Annotated in this window: 5 protein-coding genes, 1 pseudogene and 1 riboswitch; all 6 genes and pseudogenes read left to right on the top strand. The window is 72.9% G+C overall.

The features are described from left to right. Positions 1-15: 15 nt before the first annotated feature. Positions 16-3057, top strand: a pseudogene (locus ACIBK4_RS09665) (type I polyketide synthase); the annotation flags it as partial. A 3-nt stretch (positions 3058-3060) separates the two neighbouring features. Continuing rightward, a complete protein-coding gene (locus ACIBK4_RS09660) occupies positions 3061-11013 on the top strand; it encodes an alpha/beta fold hydrolase (protein ID WP_398994393.1) in 7953 nt (2650 codons plus the stop codon). A gap of 29 nt (positions 11014-11042) precedes the next feature. Continuing rightward, a complete protein-coding gene (locus tag ACIBK4_RS09655; protein ID WP_398993773.1) occupies positions 11043-12257 on the top strand; it encodes a cytochrome P450 in 1215 nt (404 codons plus the stop codon). An 18-nt stretch (positions 12258-12275) separates the two neighbouring features. Further along, on the top strand, positions 12276-13466 hold the full coding sequence (locus ACIBK4_RS09650) for a cytochrome P450 (protein ID WP_398993771.1): 1191 nt from the start codon (positions 12276-12278) through the stop codon (positions 13464-13466). A 97-nt stretch (positions 13467-13563) separates the two neighbouring features. Continuing rightward, complete coding sequence (trpD, locus tag ACIBK4_RS09645) at positions 13564-14628, top strand: anthranilate phosphoribosyltransferase (RefSeq protein WP_398993769.1); 1065 nt, start codon at positions 13564-13566, stop codon at positions 14626-14628. Positions 14629-14703: 75 nt separating this feature from the next. Continuing rightward, positions 14704-14820: riboswitch (SAM riboswitch) on the top strand. A gap of 163 nt (positions 14821-14983) precedes the next feature. After that, on the top strand, positions 14984-16345 hold the full coding sequence (locus tag ACIBK4_RS09640; RefSeq protein ID WP_398993767.1) for an aminotransferase class V-fold PLP-dependent enzyme: 1362 nt from the start codon (positions 14984-14986) through the stop codon (positions 16343-16345). The last annotated feature ends 8 nt before the right edge of the window (positions 16346-16353 follow it).

Below are 16353 nucleotides of genomic sequence, written 5' to 3'. Positions count from 1 at the left end.
CCGCCCGTACCCGCACTGCTTACACACCGCATGGAGCATGTAATGGACGACGTCAAGAAGCTCCGCCACTTCCTGACGCGGGTCACCGCGGAACTCCAGGAGACCCGCACCCGGTTGCGCGAAGTGGAGTCGGGGACCGACGAGCCGGTGGCGATCGTCGGGATGAGCTGCCGTTACCCCGGCGGTGTCTCCTCGCCCGAGGCCCTGTGGGAGCTGGTGGCGGCAGGCGGGGAGGGCATCTCCGCCCTCCCGACGGACCGCGGCTGGGACCTCGCCTCGCTCGTCGACCCGGACGGCGGCCGGCCGGGTACCTCGTACACCGCCGAGGGCGGATTCCTGCACGACGCGGGCGAGTTCGACGCCGGCTTCTTCGGGATCTCACCGCGCGAGGCGCTGGCGATGGACCCGCAGCAGCGGCTGCTCCTGGAGACCTCCTGGGAGCTCTTCGAACGCGCGGGCATCGAGCCGGAGTCCCTGCGGGCCACCCGGACCGGTGTCTTCATCGGCGCCAGCTTCCACGACTACGGCAGCAGGCTGCCCGCGATCCCGGAGGAGGTCGAGGGACATGCCCTGACCGGCGTCGCCGGAAGCGTCGCGTCGGGGCGCATCGCCTACACCTACGGCCTGACCGGCCCGGCGGTCACGGTGGATACGGCGTGTTCGTCGTCGCTGGTCGCGCTGCACCTGGCGATGCAGTCGCTGCGGCAGGGCGACTGCACCCTGGGCGTGGTCGGCGGTGTCGCGGTGATGTCCACCCCGGACCTCTTCACCGAGTTCAGCCGCCAGGGCGGACTCTCCCGCGACGGCCGCTGCAAGGCGTTCTCCGCCGACGCTGACGGCATGGGCGCCGCCGAGGGCGTGGGCCTGCTGCTGGTGGAGCGGCTGTCCGACGCCCTCCGCAACGGCCACCAGGTCCTCGCGGTCGTCCGGGGCTCCGCCGTCAACCAGGACGGTGCGTCGAACGGTCTGACGGCGCCGAGTGGTCCGGCGCAGGAGCGGGTGATCCGGCAGGCGCTGGCGGGTGCGGGGGTCGCGGCTTCCGAGGTGGACGTGGTGGAGGCGCACGGTACGGGGACGTCGCTCGGGGATCCGATCGAGGCGGGCGCGTTGCTGGCGACGTACGGTCAGGGTCGTCCCGCTGAACGGCCTTTGTTGTTGGGGTCGTTGAAGTCGAACATCGGTCATACGCAGGCGGCGGCGGGTGTGGCCGGTGTGATCAAGATGGTCATGGCGATGCGCCACGGCGTCGTCCCCCGCACCCTGCACGCCGACGAGCCTTCGCCGCACGTTGATTGGGCCTCCGGCGCGGTACGGCTGGTGACCGAGCAGACGCCGTGGCCGGTGACGGATCGGGTGCGGCGGGCGGCGGTGTCGTCGTTCGGGGTGAGCGGGACGAACGCGCACGTGATTGTGGAAGCGGCGTCTTCGGCGTCTTCGGCGTCTTCTGCGTCTTCGGTCGAGGGTTCGTCCGGTGATGTGGTGCCGTGGGTGGTGTCGGGGCGGTCGGTGGCGGGGTTGCGGGCGCAGGCGGCACGGCTGCGGGAGTTCGCTGCGGCGCGGGACGACAACTCGGCTGCTGTGGCGTGGTCGTTGGCGTCGCGTCGGGCGGCTTTGGAGCATCGTGCGGTGGTGGTGGCCGAGGACCGGGAGGAGTTCTTGGCCGGGCTGGAGGCGATCGCCGCCGGTGAGCCCGCTGCCCACGTGGTCAGCGGAACGGCCTCCGGTGATACCGACACCGGTGTGGTGTTCGTGTTCCCGGGGCAGGGTTCGCAGTGGGTGGGTATGGCCGCCGAACTCCTCGACAGTTCACCGGTGTTCGCCGAGTCGGTGGGGAGGTGTGCCGACGCGCTTGCTCCGCACACGGACTGGGACTTGTTGGATGTGCTGCGGGGTGGTGCGCTCGACCGGGTCGATGTCGTGCAGCCCGCTCTGTGGGCGGTGATGGTTTCCCTCGCGGAGGTGTGGCGTTCGTCCGGCGTCGAGCCTGCTGCTGTCGTCGGTCATTCGCAGGGGGAGATCGCGGCCGCATGTGTGGCGGGTGCGTTGACCCTGGAGGACGGTGCGCGTCTGGTGGCGTTGCGCAGCCGTGTCATCGCCCGTGAACTCGCCGGTCAGGGCGGGATGTTGTCGGTTGCCGCGTCTGCCGGGCGGGTGGCTGAACTCCTCGTGGATCGCGGCGAGTTGTGGATCGCGACGGTCAACGGCCCCGAGTCGACAGTGGTCGCGGGCGCGCAAGCGGCCCTGGCCCAACTGGCCACCGATGCCGAAGCGGAAGGCATCCGTACCCGCACGATCGCGGTGGACTACGCCTCCCACACCCCGCACGTAGAGCGGATCCACGCTCAACTCATCGAAGCGGCAGGCCAGTTCACCCCGCGAGCCACCGCCATACCCATGTACTCGACGGTCACCGCCGGTCTCATCGAGGGCGAGTCCCTGGACGCGGAGTACTGGTACCGCAACCTTCGCGAACCGGTCCGCTTCCACGACACCGTCCAGACCCTGATCGACGAGGGCAACTCCCTTTTCCTGGAGGTCAGCGCCCACCCTGTCCTGACCACCGCGATCGAGGAGACCGGCGACGAAGCCACCGCCATCGGCACCCTCCGCCGCGACGAGGGCGGCCGGCAACGCTTCCTGACCGCCCTGGCCCAGCTCTGGACGCACGGCGTCACCCCCGACTGGAGCTCGCTCCTCCCCATCACCACCCCCGTAGACCTCCCCACCTACGCCTTCCAACGCAAGCACTACTGGCTGGCTGCGGCCGACACCTTCGGTGATCTCGGGAGCGCCGGTCTCTCCGCCCTCCGGCACCCGCTCCTCGCGGCCGGAGCGAGCGTCGCCGAGGACGGCGGGTTCCTCTTCACCGGCAGGCTGTCCACCGGCTCGCACCCGTGGCTCGCCGACCACGTGGTGCTGGGCCGGACCCTGGTGCCGGGCGCGGCCCTGGTCGAACTGGCGCTCCGGGCGGGCCAGTACGCCGGTGCGGAACGGCTCGACGAGTTCGTGCTCCGGGCCCCGCTGGTGCTGCCGGACGACGGGTCCGCCGTAGACCTTCAGGTGAGTGTCGACGCGGCCGACGAGCACGGGGAGCGGGCGATACGGCTGTACAGCCGGCCGTCCCGTGCGGAGCAGCCCGACGACGCGCGGGACTGGACCTGCCATGCCGTCGGATCCCTGACGGCACTCCCGCCGGGCGCCGATGAGGCGACCGGCAGTGCCGAGTGGCCCCCGCGGGGTGCCGAACCGGTCGCCGTCGACGGGTTCTACGACCGTCTGGCCGAGCAGGGGTACGGCTACGGCCCGGCCTTCCAGGGTGTACGTGCCGTCTGGCGGCGCGGTGACGACCTCTTCGCCGAGGTCGAACTCCCGGCGCCGGGCGGTGCGGCCGGACGGTTCGGCGTCCACCCGGCGCTGCTGGACGCGGCGTTGCAGACCCGGCTGGTGGAGTTGCTGGACGGCGGGGCGGAGCGCATGGTGCCGTTCTCGTTCAGCGGGGCGCGGATCCACGCCACCGGCGCGACCGTCGCACGGGTACGGGCGACACGGATCGGGCCCGACGCCTTCGCGCTGTCGATGACCGACCTGGCGGGTCTGCCGGTGGTCACGATCGACGGGATCACGGTGCGCCCGCCGGCCGAGGCGCACGGGACCGCCGTACCGCCGGACTCGATGTTCGAACTGGACTGGGTTCCGGTGTCCGGCGGTGCTCCGGGGCGGACGGCGGTGATCGGTACGGCCCTGGCCGGTCTCGGTGGCACGGTGCACGCCGATGTCGCCGCCCTGGCGGCTGCCGTCCGTGCGGGCGAGCCGGTACCGGAGACGGTGCTGCTGCCTTGCCCGTCGGGTGATGCGGAGGAGGACGACGTGCCGGCGGCCGCCCGGGAGCGGCTGGCCACTGTGCTGGGCACGCTTCAAGAGTGGCTGGACCGCGCCGAGTTGGAGACGGCCAGGCTCGTGCTGGTGACCCGGCGGGCGGCGGCGGTGCTCCCGGGTGAGCGCGGCGAGGTGGCCACGGCCGCCGTCCGCGGGCTGTGGCGTTCGCTGTGTTCGGAGCACCCGGACCGGTTCGCCCAGCTGGACCTGGACGTCCCGGCACCGGCCCCGAGCACCGACGAACCCGAGACCGCGCTCCGTGACGGCCGGCTCTTCGCACCCCGGCTGCGCCGCCCCGCGACCTCCCTCCCCGTCCCGGCGCACGGCACCTGGAGCCTCGACCTCGACACCGGCGGCACCCTCGACGCGCTGCGCCTGACCCCGTCCCCGGAGCTGCCGCTGGAAGCGGGCCAGGTCCGGGTGGCCGTACGCGCGACCGGCGTCAACTTCCGTGACGTACTGGTCGCGTTGGGCGTCGTGGCGCAGGCGCCCCAGGCGCTCTTCGACAGCGAGGGTGCCGGAGTGGTCGTGGAGACCGCCCCCGGCGTGGACGGTCTCGCGGTGGGCGACCGGGTCATGGGGCTGCTGTCCGGGACGTACGGCGGACCGGTCGCGGTGGCCGACAGCCGACTGCTCGTCCGGGTGCCGCGCGGATGGACCTTCGCCGAGGCGGCCTCCGCGCCCGCGGCCTACCTGACCGCCTACTACGCGCTGGTGGATCTGGCCGGAATGCGGGCCGGCGAGTCCCTGCTCGTGCACGCCGCCGCCGGGGGAGTGGGCACGGCGGCGGTGCGGTTGGCCAGGCATCTCGGCCTTGAGGTGTATGCGACCGCGAGCGAGCCCAAGTGGTCCGCCGTGCGGAGCGCCGGTGTCCCGGCCGCGCGGATCGCGTCCTCGCGCACCCTGGACTTCGCGGACACCTTCCTCGCGGAGAGCGGTGGTCGGGGCGTCGACGCCGTACTGAACTGCCTGGCGGGCGAGTTCGTGGACGCCTCGCTGCGCCTGTTGCCCCGGGGCGGCCGCTTCGTCGAGATGGGCAAGACGGACGTACGGGACGCGGCGGAGGTGGCCGCGCGTCAACCGGGCGTACGGTACCGGGCGTTCGACCTCGGGGAGGCCGGTGCCGAGCGGCTCGGGGAGATGCTCGCGCGGCTCGCCGGGCTCTTCGAGGAGGGCGTCCTGGCCCCGCCGCCGCTGACCGCCTGGGACGTCCGGCAGGCGCCGGAGGCCTTCCGGCAGCTGAGCCGGGCGCGGCTCACCGGCAAGGCGGTGCTGACCACGCCCGCGGCGGCGGTCGAGGGGACGGTCCTGGTCACCGGCGGAACCGGTGTCGTCGGATCGGCCGTGGCCCGGCATCTCGTCACCGCGCATGCGGTCACCGACCTCGTCCTGGTCTCCCGCCGGGGCGACGAGGCGCCCGGAGCCGCCGAACTCGCCGCGGAACTCGCCCAGTTGGGTGCCACCGTGCGCGTGTCGGCATGCGACGTGTCCGACCGCGCCGCGCTGGCCGCCCTGCTGGACGGGATTCCCGGTCTGCGGGGCGTGGTGCACGCGGCCGCCACCGTGGACGACGGCGTCGTCTCCGCGCTCACCCCCGAACGGCTGGACACCGTCCTGCGGGCCAAGGCGGACGCGGCCTGGCACCTGCACGAGCTCACCCGGGACCGCGACCTCGCCTTCTTCGTACTGTTCTCCTCCGCGGCCGGCGTCCTCGGCGCGGCCGGCCAGGGCAACTACGCCGCCGCCAACGCATTCCTCGACGAACTCGCCCGCCACCGCCGCGCCCAGGGTCTGCCGGCCCACTCGCTCGCCTGGGGACTGTGGGCCGAACGCAGCGCGCTCACCGGCGAGTTGACGGAAACGGACCTCGACCGGATGCGCCGTCTCGGCATCCGCCCGCTCTCCACCGCCGAGGGCCTCGCCCTCTTCGACACGGCCGTACGCTCGCCCCGCGCGCTGAGCGTCCCCGTCGCCCTGGACCTGCGCCGCCCGGGGACCCCGGCGCCGCTGTTGCGCGGCCTGGTGCGTACGCCGGCCAGGCGCGCGGCGGTGAACACCACTGCCGGCAGCGGGGAGTTGGGGGCCCGGCTGGCCGCGATGGCGCCGACCGACCGCGACCGGGCGTTGCTCGACCTGGTGCGCGTCCAGGCCGCCGCGGTCCTGGGACACGAGGACCACGAAGCCGATGACGTGGTCGCCGCCGACCGGGCTTTCAAGGACCTCGGCTTCGACTCGCTGACCGCCGTCGAGCTGCGCAACCGGCTCGGCACCGTCACCGGGCTGCGGCTCCCGGTGTCCCTCGTCTTCGACCACCCGACCCCGGCCGCGCTGGCGGCGGCGCTCGGCGCGCGACTCGTACCCGAGAGCGCTGCCGGCGCCGTACCGGCCCTGCCCCGCACGGCGGACGACGACGACCCGATCGCGATCGTCGGCATGAGCTGCCGGTTCCCCGGCGGGGTGCGCTCGCCCGAGGATCTGTGGCAGCTGCTCGCCGACGGACGGGACGCGATGGGCGCCTACCCCGGCGACCGCGGCTGGCAGGTCGAGCTGGGCACCCCCGGCACCGAGGAGGACCGTTTCCAGCAGGTCGGCGGATTCCTGCACGACATGGCCGACTTCGACCCCGAGTTCTTCGGGATCTCACCCCGGGAGGCGCTGGCGACCGACCCCCAGCAGCGGCTCCTCCTGGAGACCACCTGGGAGGCCGTGGAACACGCGGGCATCGACCCGGCATCGCTGCGTTCCACCCCGACCGGCGTCTTCGCGGGCCTGATCTACAACGACTACGCGGCCCGCTTCCCCAAGCTGCTCGACGGGTTCGAGGGGTACCTGGGCAACGGCAGCGCCAACAGCGTGGCCTCCGGGCGCATCGCGTACACGCTGGGCCTCGAAGGACCTGCCATCACCGTGGACACGGCGTGTTCGTCGTCGCTGGTCGCCCTGCACCTGGCCGCACAGGCACTGCGGCAGGGCGACTGCACGCTCGCGGTCGCGGGCGGGGTGACCGTCATGTCGACACCCCGGCCGATGATCGAGTTCAGCCGGGTCGGCGGACTCGCCCCCGACGGCCGCTCCAAGGCGTTCTCCGCCGACGCCGACGGCATGGGCTTCGCCGAGGGCGTCGGCATGCTCGTGGTGGAGCGACTGTCGGACGCCCGGCGCAACGGCCACCAGATCCTCGCGCTGCTGCGCGGCTCGGCCCTGAACCAGGACGGTGCGTCGAACGGTCTGACGGCGCCGAGTGGTCCGGCGCAGGAGCGGGTGATCCGGCAGGCGCTGGCGGGTGCGGGGGTCGCGGCTTCCGATGTGGACGTCGTGGAGGCGCACGGTACGGGGACCTCGTTGGGGGATCCGATCGAGGCGGGCGCGCTGTTGGCGACGTACGGTCAGGGTCGTCCCGCTGAACGGCCTTTGTTGTTGGGGTCGTTGAAGTCGAACATCGGTCATACGCAGGCGGCGGCGGGTGTGGCCGGTGTGATCAAGATGGTCATGGCGATGCGCCACGGCGTCGTCCCCCGCACCCTGCACGCCGAGCGGCCCGCCACCCACATCGACTGGGAGTCCGGGGCGCTGCGCCTGGCCGACGAGAACCTGAACTGGCCCCGGTCGCGGCGGCCGAGGCTGGGTGCCGTGTCGTCCTTCGGCATCAGCGGCACCAACGCGCACGTGATCCTGGAGGAGCCACCGGCCGAGCCCGAGCCCGCCCCCGTCGAGGCCGAACCGGCCCCGGTGCCCTGGGTCCTCTCGGCGAAGCATCCCGACAGCCTCGCCGAACAGGCCCGCCGCCTGCACGAGCGGGTGAGCGGCGACCCGGACCTGCACCCCGCCGACGTCGCCCGCACCCTGCTCTCCCGGCCGCTGTTCACCCACCGTGCCGTGGTGGTCGGGCGGACCCGCGCCGAACTCCTGGACCGGCTGGCGGCGTTGGGGCGCGGCGAACCGGAGACCGGCCTGGTCCGGGGAACGCGGGGCGACCGCAGCCCCCGTACGGTGTTCGTGTTCCCGGGGCAGGGTTCGCAGTGGGTCGGTATGGCCGCCGAACTCCTCGACAGTTCACCGGTGTTCGCCGAGTCGGCGGAGAAGTGCGCTCGGGCGCTTGCCCCGCACACGGACTGGGACTTGTTGGATGTCCTGCGGGGCGGTGCGCTGGACCGGGTCGATGTCGTGCAGCCCGCTCTGTGGGCGGTGATGGTTTCCCTCGCGGAGGTGTGGCGGTCGTCCGGCGTCGAGCCTGCTGCCGTCGTCGGCCATTCGCAGGGGGAGATCGCGGCCGCGTGTGTCGCCGGTGTGCTGTCCCTGGAGGACGGTGCGCGTTTGGTGGCGTTGCGCAGTCAGGTGATCGCTCGTGAACTCGCCGGTCGGGGCGGCATGGTGTCCCTCGCCCTGCCCGCCGACAGGGCGGCCGCACTGCTGGCGCCGTGGGACGAGCGGATCTGCGTGGCCACCGTGAACGGGCCGACGGCCACCGTGGTCGCCGGGGCGGCCGACGCGCTGGACGAGCTGATGGAGGTGTGCGCACGGGACGGGGTGCGGGCCCGCCGTATCCCGGTGGACTACGCCTCGCACACCCCGCAGGTCGAGCGGCTGCGCGAACCGCTCCTCGCCCTCGCCGCACCGGTCCTGCCCCGCCCGGGCGAACTGCCGCTGTACTCCACCGTCACCGCCGGCCTCGTCGCCGGCGCGTCCCTGGACGCGGACTACTGGTACCGCAACCTGCGCGAGACCGTACGGTTCGACTCGGCGACCCGCGCCCTCGCCGACGCCGGACACGACCTGTTCGTCGAGGTCAGCCCGCACCCGGTGCTGACCGGCGCGATCGAGCACACCCTGGAGGACGCGGCTCCCGCCGCCGTCACCGGGACACTGCGCCGCGCCGAGGACAGCCGGGAGCAGCTGCTCATCGCGCTCGCGGCGGCCTTCGTCGTCGGCGCCCCGGTCGACTGGACCCGGACCTTCCGCGGCGGGCGACCGGTGGACCTGCCGACCTACGCCTTCCAGCGGCAGCGCTACTGGCTGGACGCCCCCGAACACTCCGACGACGCGAGCGGCATCGGCCTGACGACCCCGGAACACCCCCTGCTGGCAGGCGCGCTCGCCCCCGTCGGCAGCGACACGGTCGTCTACACCGGAAGGCTCTCGCGTACGGCCCACCCCTGGCTCGGCGACCACACGGTGCTGGACTCCGTCGTCCTGCCCGGCAGCGTCCTCGTCGACTGGGCGCTGTACGCGGGCCACGCGTCCGGCTGCCCCCGTATCGCCGAACTCACCCTGGAGGAACCGCTGTTCCTCGACGCCGCCGTCCACGTCCAGGTGCAGGTGACCGGGCCGGACCCCGACGGGCGGCGCGCACTGACCGTCCACTCCCGCGCCGAGACCGCCGCCGCGGACACCGAGACCGGATGGACCTGCCACGCGCGGGCGCTCCTGGCACCACCGGCCGCGGACACCACGCCCCCGGACCTCTCCGGAACCTGGCCGCCGCCGGGCGCCACCGCCCTTCCCCTGGACGGCTTCTACGACGCGTCGGCCGCCCGCGGGTACGCGTACGGGCCCGCCTTCCGCGGCCTGCGTGCCGTCTGGCGGCGCGGGGACGAGGTCTTCGCCGAGGTGTCCCTGGCCGACACCGGCTCGGCCGACGGCTTCGTCCTGCATCCGGCGCTCCTGGACGCGTCCCTGCACGCGGCGGGCGTGCCGGGCGGCCCCTTCGAGGACGGCCGGCTCCGGATGCCGTTCTCCTGGTCCGACATCCGGCTGCACTCCGCGCCCACCAGCACGCTCCGGGTCCGGCTGACCGCCCCCGACGGCGACACCCTGCGGGTCCTCGTCGCGGGCAGCATCGGCCAACCGGTCGCGACGATCGGTGGGTTGACCCTGCGCACGGTGTCCGCCGACCGCTTCCGGACGGCCGCGGAGACATCCGCCGCACGGCCCGAGAACCCCCGGCGCACCCCCGCCCCCGCGGACAGCGCCGCCGCCCGCCTGGTCAGGGAGGCCGCGCCCGAGGAGCGCCCCGGGCTGCTGGCACGGCTCGTCCGCGACCAACTGACCGCCGTACTGCGCCAGGACGCCACGGACATCGCCGAGGACGTGGAGTTCCTGGACCTCGGGATGGACTCGATCGCGGGGATCGCCCTCAGGGACCGCCTCGGCACCCTGCTGGACCTGCGGCTCCCGTCGACGACGACCTTCGAGCACTCGACCACGTCCCGGCTCGCCGCCCGGCTCGGCGAGCTGATGGAGCCCGCCGCGGCACCGGACCCGGAGCCACTCGCCGTGCCCGCGACCGACCCCTTGGACAGCATCACCTCCCTCTACCACCAGTCGTACGCCCTCGGCCGGGCCGGATCCGTCGGCATGGACCTCATCCAGGCGGCCGGCTGGCTGCGCCCCTCCTTCACCGTCGAGGACGCGCCCGACCACGCACTGCCCCCCGTCCGCATGGCCACCGGCGACGGCGGCCGGACCATGCTGGTGTGCCTGCCGGCGATCACCGCCACCGCCGGGCCGATCCAGTACGGCATGATGGCGCAGCACTTCGAGGGCCGCCGGGACGTCATATCGCTGGTCAACCCCGGTTATGGCGAAGGGGAGTTGGTGGCGGACTCGTTCGCCGCCCTGGTCGAGGTCCATCTGGCGAAGCTGCGCGAGACCGTCGGCGGTGCGCCGTTCGTGCTGCTGGGGCACTCCATGGGCGGCCTGATCGCCCACGCCCTGGCGATGCGGGCCGAGGAGGCGGGGCTCGGGCCCGCCGCGGTGGTGCTGCTCGACACCTTCCAGGCCACGCACCAGTTCTCCGAGAAGACCACCATCGCGATGAACGAGGGCCTGGACTCCCGCGAGCAACTCCTCGGCCCGCTCGCCCTGAACGGGGTGAAGCTGACCGCGATGGGCCGCTACAACGCCCTGTTCATGCGGGAGTGCGAGCTCGGCCCGATCGAGGCCCCGACGCTCTTCCTGAGCGCCGCCGACCCCATGCCCCACCAGGACGAGGGCTTCGACGACGGGGGCTGGCGGGCGGCCTGGCCGCTCCCGCACACCGCACGGGCCACCCCCGGCGACCACTTCACGATCATGGAACACAACCTGCCGCTGACCACCGCCGCCATCGAGGACTGGATGGCCGAACGCGGCCTGTGATCCCCCTGCGCCGCACGAAGGAGACACAGATGACCGAAGCCACCCCGCTGTTCGACCTCTCGGACCCCGGATACACGGCGAACCCGTACGACACCTACCGGGCCGCCCGTGACAGCGCACCCGTCTGCCCGCTGAGCGCGCACGGCCCCTGGGCCGTGACGGGCCGCGCGGAGGTGACCGCCGTGCTGGCGGACCCGGTCCGCTTCACCTGCCGGGAGAACACCCGCGGCGCCTACGAGTTCACCGACGCGTGCCGGGAGCTCCTCGCCGACTCGGTGTACTACCGGGTGCCGCCGTTCCACACGGACCCGCCCGACCACGGCCGATTCCGCGCCCTCGTGGAGCAGTCGCTCACCCCGGACGCCCTGCGCCCGCGGGAACCGGCGATCCGCGCACACGCCGAGGCGCTTCTCGGCGAGGTGAGGGACAAGGGGGAGACCGACCTGTTCGCCGCCTTCGCCCACCCCCTGACCCTCGCGGTGATCTGCGACATCATCGGCGTACCGGCCGAGGACCGCACCATGGTCAAGGCGTGGAACGACGACTGGCTCCTCATGCAGGTCCTCCCGCTGCCCGAGGAGGACCAACTCCGCTGCGCGAAGAGCGTGTTGGCGTACGAGGCGTACTTCCGGGCCCTGCTGGAGGACCGGCGGCGCCACCCGGCCGACGATCTGCTCGGCTCCCTCGCCGCGGCCGACTGCCCGCCCGACGACGCCGTGGCCGCCCTCCTCAGCCTGCTCCCGTCCGCCCACGAGCCCACCGGCCACCTCATCACCAACACCGTCCACCGGCTGCTGGCGGACCGGGACCGGTGGGAGGCGGTCGTCGCCGACCCCGGCCTGGTCCCGGCCGCCGTGGAGGAGGGGCTCCGGCACTCCGCCTCGCTCCAGAGCGCGCTCCGCACGGCCACCGAGGACACGGCCGTCGGCGGGGTACGGATCCCGGCCGGCGCCAAGGTGTACGCGATGGTCGCCGCGGTGGGCCGGGACCCCGAGACGGCCGACGACCCCGAGGCGTTCCGGCTCGACCGCGGCGCCCCGACGGGCCACCTCGCGTTCGGCCACGGCCCGCACACCTGCCCGGGCGCGGACCTGGCCCGGCTGCAGGGCCGTATCGCCCTGGAAACCCTGACCACCACCGTGCCGGACCTGCACCTGGCCCCCGGCTTCGAACCGCACCGGCTCCCGGGCGGGCTCGTCCTGCACGGACTGCTGGCCCTTCCCGTCACCTGGCCCGCGAACTGATGTGAGTGAGGAAACGCCATGCCCTTGACACACTTCGAAGACCTGTCGGCACACGGCCAGGGTTTCGTCGACGACCCCTATCCGGTCTACGCCCGCATGCGCGAGCAGGGGCCGGTGCACCGGGTGCGAACGGCCGCGTCGGGCGAGTTCTGGCTCGTCGTGGGCCACGAGGAGGCGCGCGCCCTCCTGACCGATCCGCGGCTGTCGAACGACATCCGGCACTCGGCCGCGTGGCAGGACGACGGAGGCAACTCCATCGGCCTGAACATGGTGCAGACGGACCCGCCGCAGCACACCCGGCTGCGCGGACTGGTGGCCCGGAACTTCACGACACGACGGATCGAGGCACTGCGGCCGAGGGTCCAGCAGATCGCGGACGAGCTGGTGGACGCCATGCTGCCGTCGGGACGGGCGGACCTGGTCGAGGCGTTCGCGCTGCCGTTGCCCCTCGCGGTGATCTGCGAACTGCTCGGCGTGCCGGCCGGCGACCGCAAGGCCTTCCACGACTGGTACTTGGAGAGCACCGATTTCACCCGCCCCGAAGTGGCCGGTGCCGCCGCGCAGGCGATGACCGGCTATCTGGCCGACCTCATCGCCGCCAAGCAACTCACCCCGGGCACCGACCTGTTGAGCGCGCTGGCCGGCGACACGGGCGACGGGGAGGACCGGCTGACCGCCGAGGAGATGCTGGGCATGGCCTTCCTGCTGCTGGTGGCGGGCTACGAGACGGCGGCCAATCTGTTCTCCGGCGGAACCCTCGCCCTGCTGCGGCACCCCGATCAACTGGCGGCCCTGCGAGCCGACTGGTCGCTGATGGAGAAAGCGGTCGAGGAGATGCTCCGCTACGAGGGCCCGGTGGAGACCACGGCGTTCCGCTACACCAAGGAACCGGTGGAGATCGGCGGGACGCTCGTCGACAGCGGCGAATCGGTCGCCGTGGTCCTGGCCGCGGCCTCCCGCGACTCCGGGCGCTTCGCGGACCCCGACCGCTTCGACATCCGGCGGGACGCCCGCGGCCACATGGCGTTCGGCTACGGCATCCACCACTGCCTGGGCGCACCACTGGCCCGGATGCAGGCCGCGGTCGCCTTCCGCACCCTGCTGGAGCGCTGCCCGCGACTGGCACTCGACACCGACCCGGACGCCCTCGTCTGGCGCCCCAGCCTGATGCTCCGCGGACTCCACCACCTCCCGGTCACCTTCGGCTGACCGCACCGCGGTCCGGTGTGCGGACAGTGCCCTTCGGCGCCGTCGGGGCTGGATAGGGTGGGGTCACACTTTGTCTACGACCATCAGGAGCGGCCCCATGAGCGCTGTGACCCCCGCTGGAGGCGACACCGCGGCGGCCCGTTCCTGGCCCGAGGTACTGAACTCGCTGCTGTACGGCCAGGACCAGGACGCCGATGCCACGTTCTGGGCGATGGACCAGATCATGCGCGGCGAGGCGACGGACGCGCAGATCGCCGGGTTCGTGGTGGCGTTGCGGGCCAAGGGGGAGACCGTCGAGGAGATCACCGGTCTCGTGCGCGCGATGTACGCGCACGCGAACGTGATCGACGTGTCCGGGGAGACGGTGGACATCGTCGGCACCGGCGGCGACGGCGCGAAGACGGTGAACATCTCCACGATGTCCTCGATCGTGATCGCCGGCACGGGCGCGAAGGTCGTCAAGCACGGCAACCGGGCCGCGTCCTCCGCGTCCGGCGCCTCCGACGTCCTGGAGCGGCTCGGCGTCAACCTGGAACTGACCCCCAAGCGGGTGGCCGAGGTCGCCGAGGAGGCCGGGATCACCTTCTGCTTCGCGATCAAGTTCCACCCGGCCCTGCGTCACGCGGGCGCCGCGCGCGGCCAGTTGGGCATCCGCACGGTGTTCAACGCGCTGGGCCCGCTGACCAACCCCGCGAAGGTGCGCGCCCAGGCGGTCGGGGTCGCCGACCCGCGGATGGCACCCATCATCGCGGGCGTCTTCGCCGAGCGAGGCAACTCCTCGCTCGTGTTCCGCGGCGACGACGGCCTCGACGAGCTGACGACCACCGCCACCTCCCGGGTGTGGATCGTCCGCGACGGCAAGGTCACCGAGGAGACCTTCGACCCGAGGGACGTAGGCCTCGAACTGGTCCCGGTGGAGGCGCTGCGCGGTGCCGACCCCGAGTACAACGCCGGCGTCGCCCGCCGTCTCCTGGACGGCGAGACGGGCCCCGTGCGGGATGCCGTACTCCTGAACTCGGCGGCCGCGCTGGTGGCCCTGGAGGCCGGGGACGGGCCGTTGGCGGACCGGATCCGGGCCGGGATGGACAAGGCCGCGGAGTCGATCGACTCGGGGGCGGCCAAGCGCACGCTGGAGCGGTGGGCGGCCGCCACCAACAGGTAGCCGCCGGCGGTCGTCGTCCCGCGATCCGGACACGGGTTGCGGGACGACGATCACCTCACGTAAATTTTCCGACCAGGTCATGAGTGACAGTCATGAGGCCCCGGCCGACTGTCCGGCAACCCTCCGTCCGTGGCGGGGTGCCCCGGGTGAAGACCAGGCCGTAGGCAGCGAGGTCTGCGGCAAGCGCGGGCCCCTCGAAAGACACCAGGGGTCCTGGTCATCGAGGGAGCTCTCTGTGAGCAAGCGAATGCGATAGGGCGCGAAGCCCCCACTCCGCACATCCCCTTCACTCTTTCCTGCGCCGAAGCCTGTCCGCTCGCGCAGTGAATTCGCCTGCCTCTCACGGGAGTTCGCCATGTCTGTCTCCACCGTTGCCGCCGCTACGACTATTTGTGCCCCGCTGCCCGTTCTCGGCCGGGATGTCACCGTCCCGCTCGTCACGGGCGGCGAAGTCACCTACGCGGCCCTCGACTACGCGGCCAGCGCCCCCGCCCTCCAGCGCGTCTGGGACGACGTGGCGGCCTACGCCCCGTACTACGGCAGCGTGCACCGCGGCGCCGGTTACCTCTCGCAGCTCTCCACGGACCTGTTCGAGAACGCGCGGAAGACGGTCGAGGAGTTCCTGGACTGCCGCCCCGACGACCAGCTGATCTTCACCCGCTCCACCACGGACTCCCTGAACCTCCTCGCCGCGGCCCTCCCCGCCGACTGCCAGGTCTTCGTCTTCGAGACCGAGCACCACGCGTCCCTGCTCCCCTGGAAGGACGCCCGGGTCACCTACCTCAACGCCCCGCGCACCCCGGCCCAGGCCGTCGAGACCCTGGTGCAGGCCCTTGCCGCCCGCGACCCCCAGGGCCCGGCCCTGGTCTGCGTCACCGGCGCCTCGAACGTCACCGGCGAGCTGTGGCCCGTACGGGAGTTGGCGGCCGCGGCCCACGCCCACGGCGCCCGGATCGTCCTCGACGCCGCCCAACTCGCCCCGCACCACCCGGTCTCCGTCCAGGACCTCGACGTCGACTGGATCGCCTTCTCCGGCCACAAGCTCTACGCCCCCTTCGGCTCGGGCGTCCTCGCCGGCCGCGCCGACTGGCTCCAGGCCGCCGACCCCTACCTCGCGGGCGGCGGCGCCAGCCGCAAGGTCACCCGGCGCGAGGACGGGGGAGTGGACGTGGAGTGGCACGAGAGCGCCGCGCGGCATGAAGCGGGCTCACCCAATGTCATCGGCGCCTACTCCATCGCGTCGGCCTGCAAGGCCCTGACCGAGGCCGGCTTCGACACGCTGGTCGCGCGCGAGCAGCACCTGATCGGGAAGGTGCGGGCCGGCCTGGCCGAGGTCCCGCAGGTCAAGGTCCTGTCCCTGTTCGGCGACGACGCCCCACGCGTCGGCGTGATCTCCTTCGTGGTCGACGGCTGGAACAGTTCCCACTTCGCCGCCGCCCTCTCCGCCGAGTACGGCATCGGCGTCCGCGACGGCCTCTTCTGCGCCCACCCCCTGGTCCGCACCCTCCTCGGCACCGACCCCCAGACCCAGGGCGAGTGCGGCGCCCCCGAGGCGACCCCGGGCGAGAAGTCCCTCAACGCCATCCGCGTGAGCTTCGGCGCGGGCACCCCGGACGAGCACGTCGACCGTTTCATCACGGCCGTACGGGAGCTCGTGACCGACGGCGCCAAGTGGAACTACCGCACGGAGGACGGCCGTTGCGTGCCTGCCGTGTGACCATCCAG

This window comes from Streptomyces sp. NPDC050528, from assembly GCF_044457795.1.
Lineage (GTDB): Bacteria > Actinomycetota > Actinomycetes > Streptomycetales > Streptomycetaceae > Streptomyces.
Note: the sequence above shows the minus strand (reverse complement) of the source record. Positions and strands in the feature narration are given on the sequence as shown.

Excerpts from the sequence above, each read along its gene's own strand:
- ACIBK4_RS09640 (WP_398993767.1), top strand. The coding sequence starts at position 14,984 with ATGTCTGTCTCCACCGTTGCCGCCGCTACGACTATTTGTGCCCCGCTG.
- ACIBK4_RS09655 (WP_398993773.1), top strand. The coding sequence starts at position 11,043 with ATGACCGAAGCCACCCCGCTGTTCGACCTCTCGGACCCCGGATACACG.
- ACIBK4_RS09650 (WP_398993771.1), top strand. The coding sequence starts at position 12,276 with ATGCCCTTGACACACTTCGAAGACCTGTCGGCACACGGCCAGGGTTTC.
- trpD (WP_398993769.1), top strand. The coding sequence starts at position 13,564 with ATGAGCGCTGTGACCCCCGCTGGAGGCGACACCGCGGCGGCCCGTTCC.